Raw genomic sequence first — 25479 nt, 5'->3', positions numbered from 1 at the left:
CTCAGCGATTGATATTGCTTGATCATTTAAGGATATTGAGTGTTCTGCTTCACCGCCGGGATTGTTTTTAACCGAATTTGCACTTGTTGCGTTTGAGCCAATCAAATATAATACCCCTCGCTTACTATATTAAAGCCAATCTATATGCATTTTCGTTTCGGCTTTCTCAGCTACGAAATCAGTCACGTCATTCGTCAGCGGTTTAATAAAAATGCCGAAATTATCGGTATTACTCATTCGCAATGGCGGGTCTTGGTGCATTTGTCCGAAAACCCTAACTGCCGACAAGTCGATTTGGCCGATATTCTCGATATCAAACCGATCACACTGGTCAAGCAGCTCGATCAACTCGAAGCGCGGAATTTGGTGCGTCGCATCAAAGACAGCGATGATCGGCGCGTCTATCGGCTCGAGTTGACCGCAAATGCATTGCCGGTCATGCAAAAATTGTGGGACATTGCCGACCGGGTTGAAGCCGAGGTGTTAGGCGCATTGACTCCGGATGAGCAAGCATTGGTCATTCGGCTATTGTGCCGGGTTAAAGGGGCTATTTGCGGCAAAGAACCCGATATGTCCTAAAATTCTCTTCGGTGCCGTAACGCGCGGCAATAACATCAAAGGCAAATTGTGTTTGATTTCATTAAAAAACTGAAGAAATCGCAAACTAACGGATGGATAGTCGGTTTATTTAAAAAGCCCGCTCCGGCATCGCCCGACGAAAGCGATCGGCAAATGCTCGCAAGAGTCGCTCGGCAGTTTTTTTGGTTGTTTATCATTTTGTTTTTTTTCGAAGACCTGCTGGATTTTGCAGTCGAAATCGTGCATTCGGTTTTTGAAATTCTTCATCTGCTAATCGAGTTTATCGAAGGCTATATCGAAGAAATACTCGAACATCTGTTGCATACCGATCACCATCAGAGCGAGACAATTATCGTCAATGCGGTTTTGTTGATCGGAATGTATGGATTTTATCGTTTCGTCCGCGCATTTCCGCGTATTGTCCGGCGCTTGAAAAGAAGCTGTTACGCAGCCTGGCTCAAATACAAAAGAAATAAATTAGCTTATTGGCAGGCGTTATTGCCGGAACAGAAAATTAAACTGACGGCTGCTTACCTGGTCGGCCTGGCGATACTGCTGTTTTGGTTGACGCTATGAAGTTAAACCGGATTCCTACACTATTAAATTTATTCTCGATGACTCATACACATACGCCACCTTAGCGTTTTCCCTGATTTTCTTAACCACTCCACATTTGCTCACAGCCTTCGAAGGCTCTTTTCGTCTCGTAAACAGGGCAGGATACGGGATTGGAGTGAGCATATTTGTTCTCCTAATTTTCATTCGGCGGTCGGACCGGCCGTCGACGGTTTTGTATTGACAGGAATACCATGCTCTTTTTATCGAAAAAACAAGATTGGCTCGGCAATATCCGGGGGGATTTATTGGCCGGCATCGTTGTTGCACTCGCACTGATTCCCGAGGCGATCGCATTCTCGATCATCGCCGGCGTCGATCCGAAAGTCGGACTCTATGCCTCGTTTTGTATTGCGGTCGTGACCGCGTTCGTAGGCGGCCGTCCCGGCATGATATCGGCCGCAACCGGGGCGATGGCGCTGTTGATGGTGACCTTGGTCAAGGATCACGGACTGCAATATTTGTTAGCGGCAACGCTATTGACCGGCATGCTGCAGATCGTCGCCGGCTACATCAAGTTCGGCAGTCTGATGAGTTTCGTGTCGCGCTCGGTCGTAACCGGTTTCGTCAACGCCTTGGCGATTTTGATCTTCATGGCGCAATTGCCGGAATTGACCAACGTGACCTGGCATGTCTACGCCATGACTGTGGGCGGATTAGGGATTATTTATCTGTTTCCGTTGATTCCGGCGATCGGCAAATCGGTGCCGTCGCCGTTGCTCTGCATCGCCGCATTGACCGCTTTATCGATCTATTTGGGATTGGACATCCGCACGGTCGGCGACATGGGTGAGCTGCCCGACGATTTGCCGATATTTTTGTGGCCGGAAGTTCCATTGACGCTTGAAACCCTGAAAATTATTTTTCCTTATTCTGCATCTTTGGCGGTGGTGGGATTGCTCGAATCGTTGATGACAGCGACGATCGTCGACGATTTGACCGATTCCGGGAGCGACAAGAACCGCGAATGTAAAGGCCAAGGTTTGGCCAATATCGGTTCGGGTCTGCTCGGCGGCATGGCAGGCTGCGCGATGATAGGACAATCGGTGATCAACATCAAATCGGGCGGTCGCGGACGTCTGTCGACGTTGGTGGCCGGTACACTGCTGCTGATCATGGTTGTCTTTCTCGACGAATGGATTTCGAAAATCCCGATGGCCGCGCTCGTAGCCGTAATGATCATGGTGTCGATCGGTACCTTCAGTTGGCGTTCGGTACTCGATTTGAAGAAACACCCCTTATCGAGCAGTGTCGTTATGATCATGACCGTGATCGTAGTGGTATTTACGCACAATCTCGCCATCGGCGTGTTTGTCGGCGTGTTGTTGGCGGCGCTGTTTTTTGCGAACAAGATCAGTCATTTTCTATATGTCGAATCTGAAATCGACGAAGATCAAAGCGTCAGAATCTATCGTGTGGTCGGGCAGGTGTTTTTCAATTCAGCCGAAAAATTCATCCAATCGTTCGATTTCAAAGAAGCAGCCGAAAAAGTCGTCATCGATTTACATCGCGCGCATTTCTGGGATATAACCTCGGTCACGGCATTGGACAAGGTCGTGATCAAGTTTCGGCGCGAAGGTGCTGAAGTCGAAATTATCGGCATGAACGAAGCGACCACGACGATTGTCGACCGGTTCGGCGTACACGACAAGCCGGAAGAAATCGAAAAAATCATGGGAGGACACTAATGAATAATAACGAAAATAGAGTGCTGGCTTGTATCGACGGATCGGCGTTGACCGAAGCGGTTTGCGATTACGCGGCCTGGATCGCGCAGCGCGTCGAAGTGCCGCTGAAATTATTACACACGATCGATCATCATCCCGAAACCGCGACAATGTCCGATCTGTCCGGCAATATCGGTTTGGACAGCCGCGACGAATTGTTGGAGGAAATTACTCGATTGGACCAGCAACGCATCAAGTTGCGTCTGCAGCAAGGTAAATTATTATTGGAGCATGCAAAACAGCGCGTGATACAGGCCGGCGCCAGCGATCCGATTCTAACTCAACGGCATGGCAGTTTGGTCGAGGCCTTGATCGAACTGGAAGATGTGACGCGCGTTTTGGTAATCGGCCTTCGCGGCAAGGTGCATGAAAACCAGCCCGACAAGATCGGCGCGAAACTGGAATCGATTATTCGTTCGCTACACAGACCGATATTGGTCGTCAACGAGTCGTTCAAAGCGCCTGAGCGTATCATGCTCGCCTACGACGGTAGCTCGGCGGCCGAAAAAGCGTTGGATATCGTTGCCAACAGCCCGCTCTATAAAGGCTTGGTTTGTCATCTAGTCTGTGTCAGTAAGGACGACGGTAAGGGACAATTGCTCGAAATCGCCGAGAACAAACTGAAGCAGTCTGGCGGTATCGAAGTGGTTGCACAAAAACTGGCAGGAAAACCCGATTTGGTACTCTGCGAATATCAAGAAACCCATGATATCGATATGACCGTGATGGGCGCGTTTAGTCATACCAAGTTACGCGATCTCTTGCTCGGCAGTTTTACCGCGAAAATGCTGCTGCATAGCAAAAAGCCGTTGTTGTTGCTGAGATAAACAGGCGAGGGGCGAGGAAAGACGTCAGATCTTCAAGGGGGCTCATGTTCTGTGGGAGCGATCCTCTGATCGCGATTTCGAGGGCATGAAGGTTGGCTAAAAATAAATGCCATCAAGGTTGCATCGGCAAAGATTGGGATACTGATGAAGAATGGGTGGCTACTTCGGGCTATTTTTGTTGCTAAGATTACGGCAATTTAGTCCGTAATGACGATTAGTTGTAGCCATGTAATAAAGTAGGGTTAATGCGTAACGTGAACTTTTATTTTGAGGCTCTCAAGTTGAGGTGTTTATGTTGTCTGATGCGGAAATAACCCGATTCAAGGTGCTGTTGGAAAAACAATTATACCTTTCGCACTTCAAATTTCGGCATTGGCCTATGGAGGTGCCGGGGTGTTCGGCAAAGGCTTTGACAGCAGGGATGCTGTCACAGAGCCTACATGGACGTATTCACGGCGTCCTTTGACGGTCACCCCGTTGCCGAAATTTGATCTACGATGGGTATATTCAAGTTTTTCATGTTGAGTTCAGACGTATCAATGACGCCTTAGACCTTCATTCTCTTAAGATGCTCGAAAAATCTACCGGTCTGTCATCGTCGATTTCCGCCGCAAGAATTATCAATCGCATAAAGTCCGTTTGGCTGAAATCGATCCGCGGTCATTCGAATCACCACAGTTTTAGTCATGATACATCCGTCGATATTCAATCCTACCGAAGCAGCTGAAAGAACCTATCTCGAACGAGTCAAAACCAAACTCGGCGATGCCTTGCAAAGCATCGACGCCCGAGTCAGGAGCTATGCCGAAGACATTCAGGAACAAAAGACCTATCTCTGGGAAAGACGCGCGGAGATGGATCATGCCGAAAAAAATTCCACGCGGGAAATCGTACCCGACGCTTCCGAAATGAATTATGCGACCGAGTTTGACGGAAATCTGCTCTATGTCGCTTGCAAGCGAGCGATGCACGAATTGACCTTGACTTTTGCCGGTAACGCGACAACTTTCATTCCGGAATAGGCGGGTAGAGAGGGGGGGCTAAATGAAGCTGGAAGCAGCTTCTTGTAAGAGCTATGAAAGATTAATAGACGACAATATCCGGTTTGTCGATAGTTTCGGATGAATCAAGCGATCTCCTATGTTGTATTGTTAGAATTAAAGTTAAATTCGGCAATTTAACCATGAAGCACTTGAAGTTCATGAAGTCTTTCAAAGGCTAGTCCTAAAATTGCGAATAACCTTTTAGGGGAGAAAAATGAATTGCATGGGTAGAATAAGTCATTCGCTGAAAATCTTGGAAACGGAGCGTTAGCGAAGTGAAGATTTTTAGTCCCCGATAGCCGTAGCGCCGGGTGTTTTGCCGGAGTCTGCGCGAATAGCGCAGGCGGAGGCAAAATACAAGGCATCGCGACACGGCGTAAAGCCATTTGTGGGAGTGCTACGGAGCCGCATCGAGTATACGATGATGTGGCGTAGTGGCACGGACGCAGGGCGAATCGGGGCCGCCGAAGGCAATAATCGCCAAGTCATTTTTCGCTGCTGAAATCGGACGGACCCCATTTCAGCTTTCGCGAAAAATCTTGGCGCGCTTGGAATTAATTTCTTATTCTTTATGGTCTTCATAGTGGAATGATTTATCTTGGTTAAATTGAATATTATTTTTAATAATAAAACGATTGAGGAGTGAATGTGAGCGATTCAAATGTATGGGATATCGACATGAAGTTTCTAAGCGAATACGAGGAACGCCATACACACAGCTATGATTTGGCCAGCGAGTATATGAATCCGAAACTGGTCGAAGTGATGGATATCCTTGGCTTCAACAAGCATTATGCGAAAGCCGAGGGGAATTATCTCTACGACAACGAAGGCAAGGCCTATCTGGATATGCACAGCGGCGAAGGTTTCGCGAGCCTCGGGCACAATCACCCCGCGATCAATCGCGCTTTGATCAAGGCGTTGGATTCGAACTTGCCGGACGGCGTGCAAATTCATCATTCGACCTTGTCCGGTTTGTTGGCCGAGAATCTGTGCAAGCGCTTACCGGACGGTTTGGACCGCGTGTTTTTCACGAATTCGGGTACTGAAACGGTCGAGGCGGCGTTGAAGTTCGCGCGTGCGGCATCAAAGCGTCACCGTCTGTTGTCATGCGAGAGCGGTTATCATGGCCTGACTTACGGTGCATTGTCGGTATCGAGCGAGGAGTATTTCCGCAAAGGTTTCGGTCCGCTATTGCCGGGCTGCTATAGAGTTCCGTTCAACGATCTAGAGCGGCTCGAAGAAGAATTGAGCGCGAGGGACGTCGCGGCGTTCATCGTCGAACCGATTCAGGGACGCGCCGTGACGATGCCGAGCCACGGTTATTTCAAAGAAGTCGAGCGCCTGTGCCGTAAATACGGTACCTTCTTGATCTTCGACGAGATTCAATCCGGGCTCGGACGAACCGGGCGCTGGTTCGCGCTCGATCATTGGGGTATCGAGCCCGATTTCGTTTTGGTCGCAAAAGCCTTGAGCGGCGGTCACATGCCGGTCGGCGCGATGATCTCGCGGCGAAGTATTTTCGATAAAGTCTTCAATACGCTCGATCGCTGTTATGTGCATCATTCGACGTATGCGCGCAATCGTTTGGCGATGGTCGCGGGGCTCGCGACGCTCGAAGTGATGGAAAACGACAAATTGGTCGAGAATGCCGATGCGATGGGCAAACGTTTGATGGACGGTTTGAACAGGCTGAAAGAGCGTTATTCGCTGCTCAAGGACGTACGCGGCATGGGCCTGATGATCGGTTTCGAACTGGGTTGTCCCGACTCGCTACGCAGTAAAATGGAATGGAAATTGATTCATGCCGCGAGCTCCGGTTTGTTCCCGCAGTTGATTGTGATTCCGCTACACCGCGATCATCAGATCATCACGATGGCATCCGGCCATAACGATGTGATCAAACTATTGCCGACGATGGTGATCACCGAAAAAGAAGTCGATCATTTCCTGAATGCGATGGAGACGATCTTGCGTAACAGCCAGGAAGTCGGCAGCGAAAACTGGAAGACGATTTATCAAATCGCAAAGCGGACGATCAAGGGAGGCGATTGATGGTGCCGAGCCTCAAAGTCGCCGTGACCGGCGCATCGGGATTTGTCGGCAAACGTTTGGTTGAGCGCTTGTGTAGCCAAGGTCATTCGGTGGTGTGCCTGCTAAGGCCGACCTCCAACGCCTTGGGTCTCGAGCGGCCGCAAGTCGAGCTCAAGCGCGGATTTTTAACCGATGCCGGTTTCGTTGGCGAGGCGTTAACCGGTTGCGATGTCGTGATTCATTGTGCGGCCTTGGTTTCGGATTGGGGAACCGTGCATGAAATCAAAACCGCGAATGTTGGGGCGACCCGTGTCTTGGTCAAGGAAGCGGCTAAATGCGGAATTAGTCATTTTATTCATGTCAGTACGACCGATGTCTACGGTCATTCCGGAAAAAGAGGGGTGTCGGAAGACCATCGACCGGTGGAAAAATTTGCGAATTGGTATGCCGAAACCAAAAAAGAAGCCGAGGGTGTGGTGTCGGCAAGTTCAGTGGTGCATACGATCTTGCGTCCGGCAACGATTTATGGGCCCGGTTCGAAAACCTTGGTCGGCGAAATCGCGAAAGCGGTCGAATCGGGCTTCATGTTGTTGATTGACGGCGGTAAGCAATGTGCCGGTTTGACATACATAGACAATCTCATCGATGCGATCGAGTTGACGCTGTTCAATGAAAACGCCTTTGGCGAAGTGTTTAATGTTTCGGATGCGAGTTCGGTCACCTGGGCCGAATTTGTCGATCATATTGCATTGGGGCTTGGCTCGCGTTATCGAAAAATCAGTTTGCCGTATCCTTTAGCTTTTAGGCTGGGACATTTTTTGGAAAGCGGTTACCGTCATGTCAGAGGCGTCACCGGTTTGCAAACGCAAGCCTTGTTATCGAGACAGGCTGTGCAAGTTCTAGGTATTCATCAGGACTTTTCGATCGATAAAGCACGGAGCCGATTGGGATTTGAGCCTGCGGTGCCGTTCGACCAGGGTATCGAAAAATCGATCGAATGGGTTAAAGGGCAATTATTGTAAAAGTTCGCAGATCTGGACTTGTTATACTCATCGCAGATCAAAATTCGGCGCCGGGGTGCCCGTCAAAGAACGCCGTGAATACGCCCCTGTAGGCTCTATGCCAGCTCCATGCTGGCAAAGCCTTTGCTGCACACCCCGGCGACGCCTCAGGCACTGCCGGAATTTGAAGTGCGAAAGGTATAGTTTCTTTCCGAACTTATTGCTATTCGATATTAATTTTCCTGATTAGCAAGTTTCTTCAGCTAAAGGCCAAAAACCAGCATATCCCTAGCAGGACGGGGTTTGCAACCCATACGCATCAAGCTAAGCGTAGCTCCCCGCAGCTAAACCGTTATCGAGTTCCTCCGACGAGTCTGAGAAGCTGTCCAAGTATCCTACTTGTTGTGCAATCAATTGCCGAGTCGTGCGCCGCTTTCGCTTGGCTTTAAGCAGCCTTCGCAGGTTACCTAACAGCTTACGCATCAGCGTGTCGAACTGCCGCTCGACAAAGGCTTTCAAAAACCGATCCTGTCGCAACAACCATTGGATAGCTTTGTCAAAAGACAGTTCGCGACCTTCGTTTTCCGCCTGCCGTGCAGCCAGCGCGAGCAACCGTTGCACGGTCAGAATGACGATCAGACGCCCATAGAGAAGACATCGGATACGTTCCGGACGCGTGCCTTTCAAGAGGTCGATGCAGAACAACGATTTCCAGTGTTTAAACGTCAATTCGACTTGCCAACGCAAGCGGTACAGGGTACCTAACGCTTCTTTCGGCCAAACATCGGCGGGGACGTTGGTCATGAAGAAGCTATACTTGAGAAATTTCAAGTAGGACAAGCGCGCCCGGCGGCCTTTGCGTTTGGCCGTTTTAATCGCCGCTTTTTGTCGCTTCCGGTAGACCTCTTGCGGCAGCCGATAAACCACTAAGGAATGAGCACGAAATAACTTGAGCAAGTAGTCGTTGCAATGCGGTAAAGTTAACGAACCTAAAACATTACCCCAAAACTTATAGTGAAGCCTGCTTACCCAATAGAAATTGAAAAACAAATGCAAGAAGTGTTCGACCGTCTATCCGAAAAAGATAAGCGTTTGTATGCGGGGGTTGAAGCATTAAAATTTCCTTATGGCGGCATCAGCTATATTGCTCAGCTGTTTTCCTGTTCTCGCAATACCATCCGACGAGGGATAAATGAACTGAAAGAGAAGGCAATTATCCCCAAAAAACGAGATAGAAAAGCGGGCGGAGGTCGAAAACAAACTATTAAAAAACACACGGATATTAATGACGCGTTTCTGTCTATTTTAAAAGAGCATACGGCAGGCGACCCGATGGATGAAACGAAAAAATGGACTAATTTGACGTGTGCCAAAATGGCCTGTCTATTGGCTGAAAAGGGTTTCAAAGTCAGTCGCAATATTGTCAGAAAATTATTAAAAAAGAATGATTATGTGAAGCGTAAGGCCTTGAAAAAGAAAGCGGCTGGCGGGCATGTAAATCGTAATGCGCAATTTGAGAATATCAGTCAATTGAGAGCTTTATATACGGCTGCGGGAAATCCTGTCATCAGCGTGGATACCAAGAAAAAGGAGCTGATTGGTAATCTGTTTCGCGATGGCAAGGTCTATACCACTCAAACAGTTGAAGTTTATGATCATGACTTTCCGTCATTAGCCGAAGGCGTTGCCGTACCTCATGCGCTTTATGACACTGAGCGCAACGAAGCCTACGTCAACATTGGCACAAGCTGTGACACCAGCGAGTTTTCCTGTGATTCGATTCGTCACTGGTGGTACACCTATGGCAACCTCTACTATCCGCTGGCAACATCCATTTTATTGCTGATGGATGGCGGTGGCAGTAACTCATCCAGACACTATATTTTCAAACAGGATTTGCAGGCATTAGTGGCAGAAATAGGCATTGAAATACGGATAGCGCATTATCCTCCGTACACCTCTAAATGGAATCCCATCGAGCACCGGGTATTTCCTCATATTACTCGTGAATTATCCGGCATGATTTTAATCAGCCATGTCTTTATGAAAGAGTTAATTGAAAAGACAACAACAAAAGCGGGATTAAAAGTCTTTGCCTGTATTTTTAACAAGGTTTATGAAACGGGCAGAAAAGTTGTGGAGGGCTTTAAAGAATCCATGCGAATTGTATTTGATAAGCATCTGAGGCAATGGAATTATGTCGCCATACCTGAAGCGGTAAATTTATAAGTTGCTCAAGTTATTTCGTGCTCGTTCCTAAGCGGATGGGCAGACGGTGTTTCTCACCGACAAACAGCGAAAACTCCATCGTTTGCTGACCACCGCCGAAACGATTGATGTACTGGATCAAATTAATCGGTGACGCGGCTTCATCGGCGCTCTTATAGAGATTGACGGTATAGCTAAGTCGGCTTAAGAAATACGCACCGATCAGCATGATTTGAGCAAAGGCGGCCAAACTGAAATAGCCCAAATCTCGAATGATCAAATCTCCCTTACGCACTCGCGCGAGCACGTCTGTGGCAAAACCCTGATCGCTGTCGGTGCCCTGACGTATCGCGATATGTTCGGCCCGTTCGTTTTTGACGTCATAGCTGAAATCGATTTTAACGCTGGCCGTGCTGGCGTTACCGCCACTCCCTTGGAACGCTTCGGTCAAGGCTTCGTTCACTTCGATTTGGCTACTGTCTTGCAGTAAAACCCGAGGAAACGGAGCTAGCCATGCGGTTTCTTGTGCCGTCAAAGGCGGACCGACCGTCTCGCGCAAAGTCTTGGTCAGCGCCGCTTCCATAAACTGTACCGCACCATCGCTGTTCATTCGCCCGCACAAGGCTTGCGGCGTCAGATCCACGCCGCTTCGTTCCTCCAGGCTATCGCACAAACCTTCATAGCTGATCGTCGGCTCGCTGAGCGTATCGACCGTCAGCAGATTTAAAAAAATCGCTGCCGGTCAAGCGACTCGTGCTGCGTTGAATAAATCCGCTAGACTTGGCCAAGGTTTCACAGGTTTCTTCGTCGAACCAAGTTGCTAAATACTGGTCAATTTGATGTGTGAGCGTTTCAATCGGGGCGGCTTCCATTTCTGGTTATCCATTGAGTAATGTGGACCGCAAACTATACATCCCAAAGCGGATTTGTGAAACCACGTAGTACGCTCTCGACCACCAAATCGAGGAAGGCGATTTTTAGCTTGATGCGTATGGGTTTGCAACCCCGTCCTAAACGTTTTGACTTTGGCCGAAATCAGCCGAAATGTTTAGGGCAAACCGAAACGTTGGGGACGGGTTAAATAACCCGTCCCGCAGAAGTGGCTACGACTGGCCACTGCTCGGACAGTTGGCTTCAGCAAACTGAAGCATCTTGCTAATCAGGACGTTTTATCAGCGTTCTATGGCAAGCGCACGGATGGGGGCATCCATCAGGCGATCCGCATAGGTCAAACTAGGCGTTAGCCGTAACCCGATCTATTCTACGTCTTTTCCTTTAACGCATTGCCGCACGAGCCGCCTCAGCCAAAAAACCGGAGCGCGTTGCGCCGTGCGCTTTCGCATAGCGATCGATTCTCGCCAACAACAGGCGCGGCAGCGTGATGTTGATTTTCTCGGCGGGGCCGAAGTATTTTTCAACCGGAACGTCGACGAAAGCCCAAACGCCGCCCGAATAATCCGGATTGGATAGGTGCTCGGCAATCGGTTTGCAATCAGGAATATCGGGCTCCGTCTTCAATCAATGTTTCAATGTGACAATCAATCGCTTCAGCAACGGAAGCCAATGCATCGTCAAGGGTGTCGCCCGCCGAAAAACAGCCGGGCAAGTCGGGGACGGTAACGCCGTAACGAACGCCGTCATCGGTATGCAATACTACAGAAAAGCGCATGATAACCTCTTATTTCCATCCCGCCTGTTTGCGAATGCTGTTCAGCGTACCGGCGGGAATGTCGCTGTCAGGATGTTTGACCGTCACCAAGCCGGGTTTATCCGGGTGCTGTGAACTGGTGATGTGAGCCTTTGATTCGTGCCAGAATCCAGCCGTCGGCTTCAAGTTGCTTGATGAGTTGTTTACTGTCCATGATGGTTATTATAATTACTCAATAAAAAGTATCAACACTATAACCACCGTTGGTGTTGACATAAAGCACCAAAAAAGCCGGGTAGCCGTAACCCAGCCTACGCGAACAGCCCGGAGAAAACGCTCAAACTGGGAATTGCTGCTACGCGAATCACATTGATGTTTTTTACCCGAATAGGCGTAAAATGACAGATCCAGTATTGACTTCTATTTTAGTGTCATGAACGAATCCGCTCCGGACGAATACGATAGCCCTTGGAAAGAAGCGGTTGAGCGCTACTTTCCGGAATTCATGGCGTTTTATTTTCCGGACGCCGCGAATCTGATCGATTGGAACCAAGCCTATACGTTTTTGGATCAGGAATTACGCGCGGTCGTTCGAGATGCGACGCTTGGGAAACGCTTCGTCGACAAATTGGTCCAAGTGATGTTGCTCGATGGCGTTGAGCAATGGGTCTATATCCATGTCGAAGTGCAGGGCTCCAAACAAGCGCGTTTTGCCAAGCGCATGTTTACTTATAATTACCGAATTTTCGACCGTTATGATCGACCCGTGGCCAGTCTGGCGGTTTTGGCGGACGAGCATCCCGGTTGGAAGCCCGATTGTTTCGGCTATAGCGTGCTAGGTAGCGAGACGTCGATTCGGTTTCCTGTCGCCAAAATTACCGATTATCATGATCGTTTGGAAGCTTTGTTGACTGAGCATAATCCGTTTGCCATCGTGACTGCGGCCCATATTCTGACCCAGCAAACGCGAGGCGATGATCGTTTTCGCTTTCAGGCCAAATGGCGTCTGATACGTTTGCTTTATGAGCGGGGTTGGGACAAGCAGCGTGTCATTGATCTATTTCAGGTGATCGATTGGATGATGAGATTGCCGAAAGAGCTGGAGCGGCAATTGTGGCATAACATTCATGAACTCGAGGAGCATGGCAAAATGCAATATATATCAAGTGTGGAACGTATTGGCTTGGAAAAAGGCTTGGAAAAAGGCTTGGAAAAAGGCTTGGAAAAGGGCATGGAAAAAGGAAAATTGGAAGCGGAGCAAAACACGCTGCGGCGACAGATTTCCCGCCGGTTCAAAACCTTACCGGCTTGGGCGGATGAACGTATTGCACAGGCCGGTCAAAGCGAATTAGAGCAATGGCTGGACAACATTATCGATGCGCCCACGATAGAAGCGGTGTTCGAGACCGATAATTCAACGCATTGATTGCCGGATTCCAGTTTGCTTTTGGCCCCCCTCTTTGCTTGGGAATGCAGCTTCACTGCCATTAAGTTAAGGACTTTTCTGTTCACCCTGGGCCCTTCGGCTGCGCACAGGAGAGCCTTGTCGAAGGGGCAATGGAGAAGTCCGAGTCGATAAGTTAAGCCGTCCATGGTTCGACAGGCTCACCACGAACGGCTTAACTTAACCTGATTTGCAAGTTTCTTCAGCTAAGGCCCAAAAACCAGCAGTGGGTAGGCTGGAGGATCACCACCAGCCCCCCGTTGCCGCAAGAAGGTTAATTCCCTCTATTTACCATCGTGTCTCTTTCAGACAATGGGCGGCTCCGCCTAGATTGCCCTCGAAAGGGAGTCATTGTATTTGCTATGCAGGTTCATGATAGAACGCCCTGAGACTCAACAACCCTTTATTCTTAAAGTGCTTCAGACGTAGACGCCTGTTATCGGTCTTCCATTTCCTGTTAAACTTCATGCACCGTAAGCGAACTCGAATCCACTTGTCCAATTCCGTAAACAGATAACGATTATGAGAGAACGGCGTTGCAAAATAATTTGCCGTCCCTCGTATCACCTGATTAACCCGCATGATGCGGTAACTATCCAAGTTATAGGAGCGACAGGTCAACTCCCGGATTTTATCTTTGAATTTCTCTATGGACTTTGGGCGCATCGTGACCGCCCTTGAGCTAATATCAAACCCCAAGAATGCAAAACCCTCACTAAATGTGGTGACCTGCGATTTCTCAGGGCAGAGTTTCAACTCAAGATGCGTGTTTAAAAACGCCCCGACAAGAACCAATGCCTCTTTTGCCTGTTCCTCGGATGGGCATAGAACGACAAAGTCATCCGCATAACGCACAAAGTTCAAGCCATGCTCATGCAGATGCCAATCCAGATAGTTCAGCGCAATATTTGCCAACAAAGGCGAAATGACACCGCCTTGCGGCGTGCCGATCGTCGTTGGTTTAAAAACGCCGTCTTCCATGACGCCAGACCTAAGAAACCGTTCAATAATACCCAGAATATTCCCATCAGCGACCACATTGGATAGCCCCGTCATGATGACATGGTGCGGGATGTTATCGAAAAATCCCGATATATCCGCATCCAGCACATAGCGATTGCCCTCGCGCCAGATGTCCAGCACCCGTTCAATGGCCTGATGACAGTTCCTATTTGGCCGAAANCCACACGAGTTTGGATGGAACAAAGGCTCGAACAACGGTTCCAGCAGTTGCCGCAAGACATCCTGCGCAATCCTGTCACGGACCACGGGAATGCCCAACGGGCGAAATTTCCCATTCCCTTTGTCGATACGCACACGTTTGAGCGGATGCGGAGAAAATGTCCCCCGCGTTTTTAAATCGCTCAACAATGCTTGCAAATTCTGTTCAAGATTCGCCTCGAACATCACAATGCTTTGCTTATCAACGCCGGCAGCGCCCCGGTTACGTTTGACATTAAGAAATGCCTTGCGCACCCGTTCGATGGTTATTCTGCCTGTTAAAGAATGATGTTTAATCTTAAGCGGTTTCACTAACATAAAGACAACCTGATTTACCCCTCATACACTAACCAATACCTTGCCAACGGTCGTGCCGTGGAAGGCGTTTCTTAGCGACCGTCGGGTTTTCCAAAAGAGGAAGGACAGACCATTTTGGGGTCGTAGCCGACGGACTAACTTTCTTCATGGAAAAACCATGACAACGTATTTCTAACAACGGAGTCTTCTATCACCGCGCAATTGCGTGGCTACACCGAAGACGCTGCCATCCTTAAAGTGCTCAGTTTGGGGAATCTCACACACCAGCGCATAAACCCGCCATTTCGCCATAAACTTATAGGCGGGCATTACTCTTGAAGGGGTTAAAATCAAGAGACGCCGTAGGACTTTCATCGGTCAGTACCAATAACCATTATGTCTGGGCGACAACAGCAAGCACCCCTAATAGCCACTGAGAATAACCGTATAAATCCCAGTGAGAGAAGAAAAAAAAAACTCCCCAGTGTTTCAGGCGGACATAGACCCTGACACCTGATTCGAGGCTGAAACCTGCCACCTCCCTGACTATGCTTGCCTGGCTCCTTCAACGCCACCAGTTACCTGAGTGACCCTAACTGCGTACCCCGTCTAAGACGAGTTCGAGCAAGCATTTCTGTACAAATACGGATTCGCACAGGTAGGATTAGACACATCGCAACGTTCCTGTCACGATAGGTCGCACCGTTTAAGACTGAGCCGTTGGTACCTGCGACTCACACATATCCCTAGCAGGACGGGGTTTGCAACCCCGTCCTAAACGTTTTGACTTTGGCCGAAGTTAGCCGAAATGTTTAGGGCAAACCGAAACGTTGGGGACGGGTTAAATAACCCGTCCCGCAGAAGTGGCTACGACTGGTCACTGCTCGGACAATTGGCTTCAGCAAGCTGAAGCATCTTGCTAATCAGGTAACTTAATAGCATTGGAATGCAGCCTAGGTAGGTTGGGTTACGGCTCGCGCTTAACCCGACCTATACGCTGCTTGGGAACGCAGTGCGGGAAGCTCCAGCTTCCCGAAGCCAATAGACTGTTTAATCGTTTCGTTAAAGACAAATAGGTGTGAAATGGGTTTGCCTCAATTGAAACCAGCGACTTATCAGGATTTGTGCGCGGTGCCGGGAAACATGGTTGCGGAAATCATTGGCGGCGCTTTGTATAGCCAACCGCGTCCTTCTCCGCGCCATGCTCGGGCTTCGTCTCTTTTGGGTGGAAAACTTACAGGGCCTTATGACGAAGGAATGGATGGGCCGGGCGGTTGGTGGATTCTCGATGAACCCGAATGTCATTTGGGTTTCGATATTTTGGTTCCTGACTTGGCCGGCTGGCGGCGCGAACGTTTACCGAAATTGCCGGAGGGCGCTTTTTTCGATTTAGCGCCGGACTGGGTTTGCGAGGTGCTTTCGCCCGGTACGGCGAGGATCGATCGCGTCGAAAAAATGCCGATTTATGCGCGGGAGGGTGTTTGTCATATTTGGTTGATCGATCCGGTGTTGCGTACGCTGGAGGTTTTTGAAAACACGCCAGCCGGCTGGTTATTGCTAGGCGTATTCGAGAATGACGATGCGATTTCGATCGCGCCGTTCGATGCAATTACATTTGACTTAAGTGTTCTGTGGGTCGACTGAGAAATAGCTTATAAGCAATTACTCCCTTGATAGTCAAAAAATGGCTAACTTTATGAAGGTATGGGGTGTGGCTAGCGAGGATGTCGGCAGCAGGGCAGATTTTTGCTCCTGCAAAATCTGCATTCATGCCGTCCATGACAATCAGATTCCGCCGTCAAGCCTACAGGGACGTATTCACGGCGTCCTGTCAAGCGAGTCACCGAACCCCCTTCCAACAGTTGTCTAAGTTATTTCATGCTCGTTCCTTAGTTGGTAGCGAAAGCGCTATTGGATGAATAATATTTCACACCCAGTCTAAGATGTAATTATTCACACCCCCTATCGTTCCCACGCTCCGGCGTGGGAATGAAGACCGAGACGCTCTAGCGTCTCGTACCGCTGGAGCGGTACTCAGGCATTCCCACGCAGAGCGTCACTGCCATTAAGTTAAGCCGTTCGTGGTGAGCCTGTCGAACCATGGACGGCTTAACTTATCGACCCAGGATTTTTCCATTCACCCTTCGACAGGCTCAGGGCGAACGGAAAAATCCTTAACTTAATGGCAGTGACGCAGAGCGTGGGAACGATAATTGCCGGGGGCTGAATAGTTACTCTAAGATAAACAATGCATCAACTTCAGAAGGAAGTCTTGTGGGACGTTCGCCCGGAGTCCTGCAATTCCCAATTTGGGGATCAAAAAGGGTGTGGGGTGTGCTTGGCGAGGATGTCGGCAGCAGGGGCAGTTTTTGCTCCTCGGCAATTGCTGAGTTACATGGATGTAATGAATGCAGAAAATGCAGGAGCATTTTTCTGCCCTGCATTGCCCTACTACACGCCATCCTTGGCGTAATGCAAAATCTGCATTCACGCCATCCTTGGCGCTTAACTGCCGCCAAGCCCCCATGGATGGGTTTACGGCGTTCCTCGACAGGCATACCCCACACCCTAAGATCGGCGAAAATGCTCAAACTGGGAATTGCTGCCCGGAGTCTAAGCGGTTGACGAATCGGATGGTTCTGTGCGAGGGGCTTTCTGCAGTTTTCTCATTTGGCTAGGCGTTTCGCCGTTAATCATAATTAGTACCGGAACGAATAAAAGCAGAATAATCGCCGTCGTATAAAAGCCTTTGTTTATGATCCCCGCCAGCCAAAGACAGCCGAGGCTTCCCCAGACCATGCGCATTGGTCCGGGTAGTTTGATTTCGGGCATGCTACCCTCCGAGTTTATGTCATCAATTCAACCAGTATGTTGTGATAGATATCGGTCAGAGTATCCAAATCTTTAAGATCGACGTTTTCGTTGATTTTGTGAATCGTTGCGTTGATCGGTCCGAGTTCGACGACTTGCGCGCCGGTGGGGGCAACGAAACGTCCGTCCGAGGTTCCTCCGCCGGTATCGTCGACCGGTTCGAAACCGGTGACTGAATCGATCGCGGCGTGTACCGCATCGATCAAATCGCCTTTGTCGGTCAGAAAAGGTTTTCCCGACAATCGCCATTCCAAATCATATTTTAAATCGTATTTATCCAGAATGGCTTTTGTGCGCCTTTTGATACTGTCTTCGTTTGATTCGGTGCTGAATCTCAGGTTGAACTGGACCTCGATACTGCCCGGAATGATGTTTTCGGCGCCGGTGCCGGCGTTGATGTTCGAGACTTGCAGGCTGGTCGGCGGAAAGAATGCATTGCCCCTATCCCAGATTTCCTCGGTTAGTTCTTTCAGTGCCGGGGCGAAACGATGAATCGGGTTTTCGGCGATTTCGGGGTAGGCGACATGGCCTTGTATGCCGTGTACGGTCAGTTTCGCGCACAGCGAGCCGCGCCGGCCGACTCGAATGACGTCGCCAAGTTTTTTGTCGCTCGACGGTTCGCCGACCAAGCACCAGTCGATTTTTTCGTTGCGTCGTTCCAAGGTTTCGACGACCTTGACGACGCCGTTCGTTGCGGGGCCTTCTTCGTCGCTGGTTAGCATTATCGCGATAGAGCCTCGGTGATCTGGGTGTTTTTCGATAAAGCGTTCGACCGCAGTGACGAAACAGGCGATGCCGCTTTTCATGTCGGCCGCGCCGCGTCCATAGAGTTTGCCGTCCTGTATCGTCGGTTCGAACGGCGGCGATTGCCAGCGCTCGATCGGGCCGGTCGGCACGACATCGGTGTGACCGAGAAAAACGAACAGCGGTTTGTCTTCGCCGCGTTTCAGCCAGATATTTCGGGTATCTTCGAAATCGAGATATTCGGCACGGAAACCGGTTTTTTCGAGACGTTCGGCGAGCAGTTCCATGCATCCGGCGTCGTCGGGCGTGACCGATGCGCGGCTGATCAAGTCTTTAAGTAATTCCAATGGATCGTTCATGAGTTGTGTGCGGCGGGTTTTGTAGCGTATTTCGTTGTTATTGAATGAGGTGTTTTCGCTAATTTCCAAACTCTTTGCACGGAAGTGCAATGCGAGAAGCTCTAGTTTATCGAAGTTGGCAAGCTAGAGCTTGCGAGTTTGATTCCAATGTAGGATCTATGCAGGACGGGGTTTGCAACCCTGTCCTGAACGTTTCGACCATGCCCAAAGCAAACCAAAACGTTCGAGGCGAGTTGAAAAGGGTCAGCGGTCAAATTCGGCTTGATAGTGTTCAGCCTTGAAGCCGACGATTAATTTATCTTCGGTATCGAAAACCGGGCGTTTGATCAGTGTCGGCGTTTCGAGCATCAATTGTAAGGCCTTGTTTTCGTCCAGGTCCGCTTTTTGCGCCTCGTCGAGTTGGCGCCAGCTGGTGCTGCGCTGGTTGAGCAAGGTTTGCCAGTCGCTTCGAGCCAAAAAGTCTTTCAGTAATTCGGTCGTCAGGCCGTCTTCGCGATAATCGTGAAAGCGGTAATCGATGCCGTTTTGATCGAGCCACTTTCGGGCTTTCTTGATCGTGTCGCAGTTTTTGATTCCGTAAAGTGTAGGCATAGGTTGGGTTTATAATTCGCTATATAGCAGTTCATCTAGGCTAGGTAGGGTTTTATCCGCTTTAAGGCGGTTTTTATATAGCTCGATAAACTCCATTAAGGCTTGCTCGAGATCGGCGAGCGTTTCTTCTTCGTATTCTTTTTCGTCTACCGGCAGTTCCGGCGAATCGAGATAATCTTTTTGTATGGCAATTTCGCTGTTGATCGAAAGCATTGCGTAGATGACGGCATCGTTGGATAAATTTTCTGTCATGGTCGAGGTGTGGTTGGTTAAGAGTTAAAAAGCTTTTAGGGCACGCATCGCGTACCTTGTTCGGGGAGCGTTAAGAATCAACGTTCAGCAAAATACTTGATTATGTCGGCATTGTCGACTTGATAATAAATGTCCTCAACCGAAACCGATACGTCTAGCGAAGCAAAGTAGACGTCATCGCCTAGGTAGTAATAAGTCGACTGCCAGTGATCTTTTCTTCTGAAAACCTCGATTTCGCAACGTTCCTGTTCGATGATCGCATATTCTTCCAAGCTAGGAATATTCTGATAAGTTAAACGTTTATGAGTTTTATCGAATTTCCGGGTGCTTTCGGATAAAACCTCGATAATCAAGATCGGTGCACTTTTGTAGTATTCATGTTCGCTGTCTTCTTCGCAAACGACCACGACATCCGGGTAAAAAAAATCGCCGCCGGCTTTGACTTTCATATCCGACATGAAGGTTTTACAAGACGAGCCTTTTAGTCGGTTTTTCAATTCGGAAAAAACGTTGCCCGACACTAGATTGTGGTTTTCATTCGCGCCGGCCATCGCATAGGCTTCACCATTGATCAATTCATGTCTAGTCTCGGCTTCTTGTTCGCCTTGGAGATACTCTTCCTCGCTTATGAAATGTTCGGCTCGTTTTAAGCTCATCAGTGATTTACCGTTTTAATCGCAGTCATTCAAGAAGCGGGTATTTTCTTGGGGCGGATTTTTGGTTCCCACGGTCCTGATACTGTGAAAGTATTCAAAATCACGAAATAACTATGAACCTAAAAATAGCATTTGAGTGCCTCAAGCTACCGTTCGCCCTGAGCCCTTCGGCTTACGCTCAGGAGAGCCCTGTCGAAGGGTGAGGGTGGTTTGAGGCTTCACCAAGTCGGTGAGAGTGTTGTAGACCCTTTATGCTTCGACTTTGCTCAGCACGAACGGTCTACAACACATGTCAACTGCTCTTTTTAGGATGAAGGGCATGAAGTCACATGATGAATTAGGCTGTAGATCTTATAGTCTTTTTCTTCATTACCTTCATGTTCTTCATGGTGAATAATCTTTTACCCTAGCAGGACGGGGTTTGCAACCTCGTCCTAAACGTTTTGACTTTGGCCGAAGTTAGCCGAAATGTTTAGGACAAACCGAAACGTTGGGGTTGTAGATCCTTCATGCTTCGACTTGGCTCAGCACGAAAGATCTTGTAGTCTTTTTCTTCATTACCTTCATTACCTTCATGTTCTTCATGGTGAATAATTTTTTATCTTGTATCCGCCAATATTTTCGCAGCCTTTGGGGCGTGGGAATGCGTATCGGGCAAAATGCGAATCAATCGCGCAGTAATTCGTTAATGCCGGTTTTGCTGCGGGTTTTTTCGTCGACTTGCTTGATGATCACTGCGCAGTATAGGCTGTATTTGCCGTCCGAGGAAGGTAAGTTGCCAGGCACGACGACAGAACCTGCCGGGACGCGGCCGTAAATGATCTCGCCGGTCATGCGGTTGTAGATCTTGGTGCTTTGGCCGATGTAAACGCCCATCGAAATGACCGAGCCTTCTTCGACGACCACGCCTTCAACGATTTCCGAACGCGCGCCGATGAAACAGTTGTCTTCGATGATAGTCGGTCCCGCTTGCAAAGGTTCAAGTACGCCGCCGATGCCGACGCCGCCTGATAAATGTACGTTTTTACCGATTTGCGCGCACGATCCAACCGTGACCCAGGTATCGACCATCGTGCCGCTGTCGACATAAGCGCCGATGTTGACGTAAGAGGGCATCAATACCGCTCCGGGCGCGATGTAGGAGCCGTGGCGCGCATTCGCGTTCGGCACGACGCGTACTCCGGCTTTGGCAAAATCGTCCGGCGTATAAGACGCAAATTTGGTTTCGACCTTGTCGTAATAACGGTTGACGCCGCCGTCCATGACGCGGTTCTCATTGACGCGGAACGACAATAACACCGCTTTTTTGAGCCATTGGTTAACGACCCATTCGCCGTCGATTTTTTCGGCGACGCGGGCTTTGCCGCTGTCGAGCAGATTAATGACTTCTTTTATCGTCTCGCGCAGTTCCGGATAGACGTTTGTCGGTGTGATGTCGGCGCGGTTTTCAAAGGCGGCATTAATGATGTTTTCTAGTTCAGACATGATTTTCCATTTGTTATAACGTGTGAATGAAATTTTTAATGCGCCTTGCAGCATCGATACATTCGTAGATCGGTGCTACTAAGGCGATCCTGACGTGATTCCGGCCGGGGTCGGACTCATTGAACGGTCGGGATAAATAACTGCCCGGCAAGACTGTTACATTTTCGGATGCAAACAGCTGTTGTGCAAATTGAATTTCCGATACCGGCGTTTTTAGCCAGATATAGAAACTTGCCGGAGGGATGGTAACGGCAGTGGCTTCGGATAATATATCTTTGAATGCACTGAACTTTTCCCGGTATAACTGGCGATTGTCGACGACATGCGCTTCATCGCGCCAGGCTGCTATGCTGGCATGTTGCGTCGGTACCGGCATCGCACAGCCGTGATAGGTGCGGTATTGAAAATAACGCTGCAGTATTTCTGCGTCTCCGGCAACAAAGCCCGATCGCAAACCCGGCGCATTCGAGCGCTTCGATAGGCTGTGAAAAATCACGCAACGCTTAAACTCGGTGTTGCCGATCGCAACGGCCGCCTCCAAAAGTCCGGTTGGCGGGTTATTTTCGTCGGCATAAATTTCGCTGTAGCATTCGTCCGACGCAATTACGAAATCGTATCGCTCGGCCAATTCGATCAAATATTCCAGCTGCGTTTGGGGGATGACCGCACCGGTCGGATTGCCCGGCGAGCAAATATACAATAACTGGCAACGCCGCCAAACCGATTCGGGAACAGTGTCGAAGTCGGGTAGGTATGCGTTTTCCTCGGTCGTATTCAGGAAATAAGGCTGTGCCCCGGCCAGTAAGGCCGCGCCTTCGTATATTTGGTAAAACGGATTCGGCATCAAGACCAACGGTTTTTCGCTCGGTTCGACGAGGCATTGCGCGAACGAAAACAAGGCTTCGCGGGTTCCGTTAACCGGGAGTATTTGTGTTTCAGGATCGAGTAAATCGGCCGGTATTTGAAAGCGCCTCGCGATCCATTCGGACATCGATTGCCGGAGTTCCGGCAATCCGCGCGTCGATGGATAAGCCGATAGACCATGCATGTGCGTGATGAGCGCTTCTTGAATGATGTGCGGCGTAATGTGTTTGGGTTCGCCTATCGATAGAGCGATGTGGGCTTTGTCGGTAGGCGGAACGATGCCCTGTTTGAGCCGAGCTAGCTTTTCGAACGGGTAAGGCTGTAGATGGTTTAAATTTGGATTCATTATTTACTGCAACGAGGTTGTTTGCCTTGAGCGGCTGCTTGTTTTTGAATTTCTAATGCTCTTGGTATGGCATTTTGCAGTTCTTGAATTCGAGTGGCATGAGCTGGATGTGTAGACATGAATTCCGGCGGTTGTTGACCGTCGCCGGCTCGCGCCATCTTTTGCCAGAGTGTAACGCTTTGGCGGGGGTCGAAACCCGCCTTGGCCATCAAGTCGAGGCCGATTTTATCGGCTTCGTTTTCATGTAGTCGGCTGTAGGGCAATAGCACGCCGTATTGAGCGCCGACACCGAGCAGTCCGAGAGCCGTTTGGCCCATTGCGGTTTGCGGTGCGCTGACGGCTTGAATCAAGGCCATGCCTGAGCTGACGGCCATTTGCTGCGAGACGCGTTCGTTGCTGTGTCTTGCCAATACATGGCCGATTTCATGACCGATGATAGATGCTAATTGGTCTTGATTGTCGACGAATTTGACCATGCCTGAATGCACGCCGATTTTATTGCCGGGCAAGGCGAAGGCGTTCAAGCTGTCGTCTTCGAATACAACGACTTCCCAATTGCCGCCAACCTCCCGGATAATCGCATTGGATACGCATGTAACAAATTGGGTATGCCTTTGATTGGTGCTGACCGGATTTTCTCTTTTTAAGCTGTCGAAAGCCTGAAGCCCCATTTGATTGAGTTGGGTATCGGGCATGAATGCGAATTGCGTTCTGCCTGTCGGGCTGGTGGCGCAGGCGCTCAATAACAGGGTGACGCTAAGTGCAAGTGAGATTTTATTAAACATAATGCGGTACCCTTTGCCGAATTGAAGACGTTAGGTTGATCAGGAATACTTATGCGATTATCGGCGAGAACATACTCTAATCAGACAAGTCAAATTTCGGTGCCTGCATACGCTAAAACCGAAAATTGAAGGGCGATGGGTTTATACTGTGAGATCGCCGTAATCTGCAATGAATATTCGTAATTTCGATCGATATTTTAACGTAACTCGATATTGAAGGTTCGAAAAAGTATTCAAGAAGATTTTAAACGGATAATGGTGAGGTCATGTCGTGCTTTCAAAGTTGATTGATTTTTCGGGCTCTCAAAAAGTTGATTGATTTTTCGGGCTCTCAATCTAATGGTTGTCTGTATAGGATGAATGAAAAATTCTAAGCAGGAAATGCCGGGTGAAACGGGACAGGGCCGTTATTTCGGGTTAAAATGCCTGCCATTGCTGCAGTGTCGGTTCGCGTTATTCGTTTAATCGGCATGGCTAAATCCAAATCAATTTAAGATAAAAGAGGAAAAGCGCGTGACTGAAATTACCGAAGTGCCCAGTCCTTTTTGCGGTATTGGAACCGATGATCTGACAATCAGTGTCGACGGTTTGTCGTTGAAGGTGCTTAGCAACGGCTGCGCGGTCAATACCCCTGCATTTGAACAAGTCATTACCGACTTTAAGCCTAGAGTCGCCGGGAAGCAAGTCGCTCTTGAGCATGCTGTGGCTAAAGCCGTTGAAATACTGCAAGATTCCAATCAGCCTATCATCGGGGGGTGTGCGACCGATGTTAACGGTATGCGCGCGTTGCTGGCGTTGGCCGACCGTTGTGGCGCCGTGGTCGATCAGATGAACTTCAATGCATCAAGACGGAATTACTTGGCGATGCAAGATTCCGGATGGATGACGACAACGCTGGCCGAGGTCAAGAATCGTTGCGATTTACTGTTGGTGGTCGGTAAGGATTTGGAAAGTTTCGTTCCGCGTTTTTTCGAACGTTATTTTTGGAACCAGGAGTCGATGTTTCTGGAAGATACCGCTAACCGAGAGGTGATTTATTTAGGCAAGGCTCCCTCCGGTACTGCCCAGGTTTCGCCAAACGGTAAACAAGCGCAAGTATTGACTTGTGCCGATACCGATTTGCCCGAGGTTGTAACGGTATTGAGAGCTCTAGTCAAGGGACATAAGATCGTTATCGATTCGGTGGGAGGTATTAAGGTTTCCGACTTGCAGACCGTGGCCGAGCGTTTGCAAGCTGCGAAATACGGCGTCGTGACTTGGGCCGCGTCCTCGTTGGTTTTCGATCAAGCCGAACTTACTGTCCAATCGATTTGCGAGTTGATCAAGGATATCAACGATCAGGGAAGCCGTTGTTCCGGTTTGCCGTTGAGCGGCAAGGAAGGCGACCTGACAGCCAATCAAGTTGCCGGATGGATTTCCGGATATCCGGCACGTATTAGCTATGCAAAAGGCTATCCCGAATACGATCCTTATTTGTACGACAGTCGTGTAATGATCGAGAACGGTGAGGGCGACGCTTTGCTGTGGGTGCAAGCATTCAATAGCAAAGCAATACCGCCTGTTACCGATGTGCCGACCATTGTCTTAGGTCGTTCGGGCATGCTATTCGATAAAGAGCCGGATGTTTATATTCCGCTTGGAACTCCGGGTATCGATCATGCCGGCCACGCTTATCGCGCCGATAGCGTTGTGGCGATACGTCTGAAAAAATTGCGCGATTCAGGCTTGCCTGCTGCCGCTGACGTATTATCGGCAATCGAGCGGGGGCTATTGATTTAATTATACTTTTCGTACTTCAAATTTCGGCAGTGCTTAAGGAGGCACCTCGGTGCCGAATTTTGATCTACGATGGGTATATCTCGGGCAGGGCGCGGAAAAAATA

The 25479-nt window shown here is 49.3% G+C and carries 27 protein-coding genes; 11 read left to right on the top strand and 16 right to left on the bottom strand.

The annotated features are described in order from the left end of the window. The first annotated feature begins 144 nt into the window (after window positions 1–144). The 7 genes from METBU_RS0106490 to METBU_RS0106455 all read left to right on the top strand — a co-directional run bounded on the left by METBU_RS0106490 (window position 145) and on the right by METBU_RS0106455 (window position 7847). Window positions 145–579 carry a MarR family winged helix-turn-helix transcriptional regulator gene (locus tag METBU_RS0106490; RefSeq protein WP_014147812.1) on the top strand — a complete coding sequence of 145 codons (435 nt, stop codon included), beginning with the start codon at window positions 145–147 and terminating at the stop codon, window positions 577–579. A 48-nt stretch (window positions 580–627) separates the two neighbouring features. Continuing rightward, window positions 628–1155, top strand: coding sequence for a hypothetical protein (locus METBU_RS0106485; protein WP_017839841.1), 528 nt, complete (start codon window positions 628–630; stop codon window positions 1153–1155). 233 nt (window positions 1156–1388) lie between these two features. Continuing rightward, a complete protein-coding gene (locus METBU_RS0106475) occupies window positions 1389–2882 on the top strand; it encodes a SulP family inorganic anion transporter (RefSeq protein WP_017839839.1) in 1494 nt (497 codons plus the stop codon). After that, window positions 2882–3748 carry a universal stress protein gene (locus tag METBU_RS0106470; protein WP_014147815.1) on the top strand — a complete coding sequence of 289 codons (867 nt, stop codon included), beginning with the start codon at window positions 2882–2884 and terminating at the stop codon, window positions 3746–3748. Before METBU_RS0106475 ends, METBU_RS0106470 begins: the two co-directional genes overlap by 1 nt. Before the next feature lie 686 nt (window positions 3749–4434). Further along, entirely contained in the window at window positions 4435–4770 is a 336-nt protein-coding gene (locus METBU_RS0106465) for a hypothetical protein (RefSeq protein WP_017839838.1), read from the top strand. Window positions 4771–5439: 669 nt separating this feature from the next. Next, the gene (locus METBU_RS0106460; protein ID WP_017839837.1) at window positions 5440–6846 is read left to right on the top strand and encodes an aspartate aminotransferase family protein; all 1407 of its coding nucleotides are present in this window, start codon (window positions 5440–5442) and stop codon (window positions 6844–6846) included. Continuing rightward, complete coding sequence (locus METBU_RS0106455) at window positions 6846–7847, top strand: NAD-dependent epimerase/dehydratase family protein (RefSeq protein WP_017839836.1); 1002 nt, start codon at window positions 6846–6848, stop codon at window positions 7845–7847. The genes METBU_RS0106460 and METBU_RS0106455 overlap by 1 nt, the downstream gene beginning before the upstream one ends. 303 nt (window positions 7848–8150) lie before the next feature. On the opposite strand, the gene METBU_RS25180 is transcribed toward METBU_RS0106455, so the two are convergent. After that, window positions 8151–8783, bottom strand: a complete 633-nt coding sequence (locus METBU_RS25180) for a transposase (RefSeq protein WP_186005678.1) — start codon at window positions 8781–8783, stop codon at window positions 8151–8153. 93 nt (window positions 8784–8876) lie between these two features. Here METBU_RS25180 and METBU_RS0106445 point away from each other — a divergent pair, with 93 nt between their 5' ends. After that, entirely contained in the window at window positions 8877–10055 is a 1179-nt protein-coding gene (locus tag METBU_RS0106445) for an ISAzo13 family transposase (protein WP_017839834.1), read from the top strand. Between the two features lie 10 nt (window positions 10056–10065). Here METBU_RS0106445 and METBU_RS27345 read toward each other — a convergent pair whose 3' ends face one another. The 6 genes from METBU_RS27345 to METBU_RS28945 all read right to left on the bottom strand — a co-directional run bounded on the left by METBU_RS27345 (window position 10066) and on the right by METBU_RS28945 (window position 11896). Beyond that, window positions 10066–10707, bottom strand: a complete 642-nt coding sequence (locus METBU_RS27345) for a transposase (protein WP_144053576.1) — start codon at window positions 10705–10707, stop codon at window positions 10066–10068. Between the two features lie 4 nt (window positions 10708–10711). After that, a complete protein-coding gene (locus tag METBU_RS0106435) occupies window positions 10712–10906 on the bottom strand; it encodes a hypothetical protein (protein ID WP_017839832.1) in 195 nt (64 codons plus the stop codon). A gap of 403 nt (window positions 10907–11309) precedes the next feature. Further along, on the bottom strand, window positions 11310–11552 hold the full coding sequence (locus tag METBU_RS28960) for a type II toxin-antitoxin system HicB family antitoxin (protein ID WP_017839831.1): 243 nt from the start codon (window positions 11550–11552) through the stop codon (window positions 11310–11312). Continuing rightward, a complete protein-coding gene (locus tag METBU_RS28955) occupies window positions 11527–11703 on the bottom strand; it encodes a type II toxin-antitoxin system HicB family antitoxin (protein ID WP_017839830.1) in 177 nt (58 codons plus the stop codon). Before METBU_RS28955 ends, METBU_RS28960 begins: the two co-directional genes overlap by 26 nt. A gap of 9 nt (window positions 11704–11712) precedes the next feature. Continuing rightward, the gene (locus tag METBU_RS28950; RefSeq protein ID WP_268869777.1) at window positions 11713–11790 is read right to left on the bottom strand and encodes a type II toxin-antitoxin system HicA family toxin; all 78 of its coding nucleotides are present in this window, start codon (window positions 11788–11790) and stop codon (window positions 11713–11715) included. A gap of 10 nt (window positions 11791–11800) precedes the next feature. Continuing rightward, entirely contained in the window at window positions 11801–11896 is a 96-nt protein-coding gene (locus METBU_RS28945) for a type II toxin-antitoxin system HicA family toxin (RefSeq protein ID WP_268869768.1), read from the bottom strand. 219 nt (window positions 11897–12115) lie between these two features. Between METBU_RS28945 and METBU_RS0106425 the strand changes: the two genes are divergently transcribed. Beyond that, complete coding sequence (locus METBU_RS0106425; protein ID WP_017839829.1) at window positions 12116–13108, top strand: RpnC/YadD family protein; 993 nt, start codon at window positions 12116–12118, stop codon at window positions 13106–13108. A 378-nt stretch (window positions 13109–13486) separates the two neighbouring features. Here the strand turns inward: METBU_RS0106425 and ltrA are convergent, their stop codons facing one another. Continuing rightward, window positions 13487–14665: a group II intron reverse transcriptase/maturase gene (gene ltrA, locus METBU_RS0106420; RefSeq protein ID WP_017839828.1), complete on the bottom strand. Its 1179-nt coding sequence runs from the start codon at window positions 14663–14665 to the stop codon at window positions 13487–13489. Between the two features lie 1062 nt (window positions 14666–15727). Between ltrA and METBU_RS0106415 the strand changes: the two genes are divergently transcribed. Then, complete coding sequence (locus METBU_RS0106415; protein ID WP_017839827.1) at window positions 15728–16288, top strand: Uma2 family endonuclease; 561 nt, start codon at window positions 15728–15730, stop codon at window positions 16286–16288. Between the two features lie 969 nt (window positions 16289–17257). Here the strand turns inward: METBU_RS0106415 and METBU_RS0106410 are convergent. The 8 genes from METBU_RS0106410 to METBU_RS0106375 form a co-directional block, all read right to left on the bottom strand. Next, window positions 17258–17476, bottom strand: coding sequence for a hypothetical protein (locus METBU_RS0106410; RefSeq protein ID WP_017839826.1), 219 nt, complete (start codon window positions 17474–17476; stop codon window positions 17258–17260). Between the two features lie 14 nt (window positions 17477–17490). Beyond that, window positions 17491–18618: a succinyl-diaminopimelate desuccinylase gene (dapE, locus tag METBU_RS0106405; protein WP_026130076.1), complete on the bottom strand. Its 1128-nt coding sequence runs from the start codon at window positions 18616–18618 to the stop codon at window positions 17491–17493. Between the two features lie 243 nt (window positions 18619–18861). Beyond that, window positions 18862–19209 carry an ArsC family reductase gene (locus METBU_RS0106400; RefSeq protein ID WP_014147744.1) on the bottom strand — a complete coding sequence of 116 codons (348 nt, stop codon included), beginning with the start codon at window positions 19207–19209 and terminating at the stop codon, window positions 18862–18864. A 9-nt stretch (window positions 19210–19218) separates the two neighbouring features. Then, the gene (locus METBU_RS0106395; RefSeq protein ID WP_014147745.1) at window positions 19219–19461 is read right to left on the bottom strand and encodes a hypothetical protein; all 243 of its coding nucleotides are present in this window, start codon (window positions 19459–19461) and stop codon (window positions 19219–19221) included. 77 nt (window positions 19462–19538) lie between these two features. Next, window positions 19539–20117, bottom strand: a complete 579-nt coding sequence (locus METBU_RS0106390) for a Uma2 family endonuclease (protein WP_017839824.1) — start codon at window positions 20115–20117, stop codon at window positions 19539–19541. A 666-nt stretch (window positions 20118–20783) separates the two neighbouring features. After that, the gene (gene dapD / locus METBU_RS0106385; RefSeq protein ID WP_026130075.1) at window positions 20784–21602 is read right to left on the bottom strand and encodes a 2,3,4,5-tetrahydropyridine-2,6-dicarboxylate N-succinyltransferase; all 819 of its coding nucleotides are present in this window, start codon (window positions 21600–21602) and stop codon (window positions 20784–20786) included. Window positions 21603–21615: 13 nt separating this feature from the next. After that, complete coding sequence (dapC, locus tag METBU_RS0106380; RefSeq protein ID WP_017839822.1) at window positions 21616–22812, bottom strand: succinyldiaminopimelate transaminase; 1197 nt, start codon at window positions 22810–22812, stop codon at window positions 21616–21618. Then, on the bottom strand, window positions 22812–23597 hold the full coding sequence (locus METBU_RS0106375; RefSeq protein WP_017839821.1) for a M48 family metallopeptidase: 786 nt from the start codon (window positions 23595–23597) through the stop codon (window positions 22812–22814). Before METBU_RS0106375 ends, dapC begins: the two co-directional genes overlap by 1 nt. A gap of 513 nt (window positions 23598–24110) precedes the next feature. Here METBU_RS0106375 and METBU_RS0106370 point away from each other — a divergent pair. Continuing rightward, window positions 24111–25376: a formylmethanofuran dehydrogenase subunit B gene (locus tag METBU_RS0106370; RefSeq protein ID WP_017839820.1), complete on the top strand. Its 1266-nt coding sequence runs from the start codon at window positions 24111–24113 to the stop codon at window positions 25374–25376. Window positions 25377–25479 lie beyond the last annotated feature (103 nt).

This window comes from Methylotuvimicrobium buryatense 5G, from assembly GCF_000341735.1.
Taxonomy (GTDB): domain Bacteria; phylum Pseudomonadota; class Gammaproteobacteria; order Methylococcales; family Methylomonadaceae; genus Methylotuvimicrobium; species Methylotuvimicrobium buryatense.
Note: the sequence above shows the minus strand (reverse complement) of the source record. Positions and strands in the feature narration are given on the sequence as shown.

What these genes read in the sequence shown, in the direction of transcription:
- METBU_RS0106490 (WP_014147812.1), top strand. Translation starts at nt 145, where the DNA reads ATGCATTTTCGTTTCGGCTTTCTCAGCTACGAAATCAGTCACGTCATT.
- METBU_RS0106475 (WP_017839839.1), top strand. Translation starts at nt 1,389, where the DNA reads ATGCTCTTTTTATCGAAAAAACAAGATTGGCTCGGCAATATCCGGGGG.
- METBU_RS0106470 (WP_014147815.1), top strand. Translation starts at nt 2,882, where the DNA reads ATGAATAATAACGAAAATAGAGTGCTGGCTTGTATCGACGGATCGGCG.
- METBU_RS0106465 (WP_017839838.1), top strand. Translation starts at nt 4,435, where the DNA reads ATGATACATCCGTCGATATTCAATCCTACCGAAGCAGCTGAAAGAACC.
- METBU_RS0106455 (WP_017839836.1), top strand. Translation starts at nt 6,846, where the DNA reads ATGGTGCCGAGCCTCAAAGTCGCCGTGACCGGCGCATCGGGATTTGTC.
- METBU_RS0106445 (WP_017839834.1), top strand. Translation starts at nt 8,877, where the DNA reads ATGCAAGAAGTGTTCGACCGTCTATCCGAAAAAGATAAGCGTTTGTAT.
- METBU_RS0106435 (WP_017839832.1), bottom strand. Translation starts at nt 10,906, where the DNA reads ATGGAAGCCGCCCCGATTGAAACGCTCACACATCAAATTGACCAGTAT.
- METBU_RS28955 (WP_017839830.1), bottom strand. Translation starts at nt 11,703, where the DNA reads ATGCGCTTTTCTGTAGTATTGCATACCGATGACGGCGTTCGTTACGGC.
- METBU_RS28945 (WP_268869768.1), bottom strand. Translation starts at nt 11,896, where the DNA reads ATGGACAGTAAACAACTCATCAAGCAACTTGAAGCCGACGGCTGGATT.
- METBU_RS0106425 (WP_017839829.1), top strand. Translation starts at nt 12,116, where the DNA reads ATGAACGAATCCGCTCCGGACGAATACGATAGCCCTTGGAAAGAAGCG.
- METBU_RS0106415 (WP_017839827.1), top strand. Translation starts at nt 15,728, where the DNA reads ATGGGTTTGCCTCAATTGAAACCAGCGACTTATCAGGATTTGTGCGCG.
- METBU_RS0106410 (WP_017839826.1), bottom strand. Translation starts at nt 17,476, where the DNA reads ATGCCCGAAATCAAACTACCCGGACCAATGCGCATGGTCTGGGGAAGC.
- dapE (WP_026130076.1), bottom strand. Translation starts at nt 18,618, where the DNA reads ATGAACGATCCATTGGAATTACTTAAAGACTTGATCAGCCGCGCATCG.
- METBU_RS0106400 (WP_014147744.1), bottom strand. Translation starts at nt 19,209, where the DNA reads ATGCCTACACTTTACGGAATCAAAAACTGCGACACGATCAAGAAAGCC.
- METBU_RS0106395 (WP_014147745.1), bottom strand. Translation starts at nt 19,461, where the DNA reads ATGACAGAAAATTTATCCAACGATGCCGTCATCTACGCAATGCTTTCG.
- METBU_RS0106390 (WP_017839824.1), bottom strand. Translation starts at nt 20,117, where the DNA reads ATGAGCTTAAAACGAGCCGAACATTTCATAAGCGAGGAAGAGTATCTC.
- dapD (WP_026130075.1), bottom strand. Translation starts at nt 21,602, where the DNA reads ATGTCTGAACTAGAAAACATCATTAATGCCGCCTTTGAAAACCGCGCC.
- dapC (WP_017839822.1), bottom strand. Translation starts at nt 22,812, where the DNA reads ATGAATCCAAATTTAAACCATCTACAGCCTTACCCGTTCGAAAAGCTA.
- METBU_RS0106375 (WP_017839821.1), bottom strand. Translation starts at nt 23,597, where the DNA reads ATGTTTAATAAAATCTCACTTGCACTTAGCGTCACCCTGTTATTGAGC.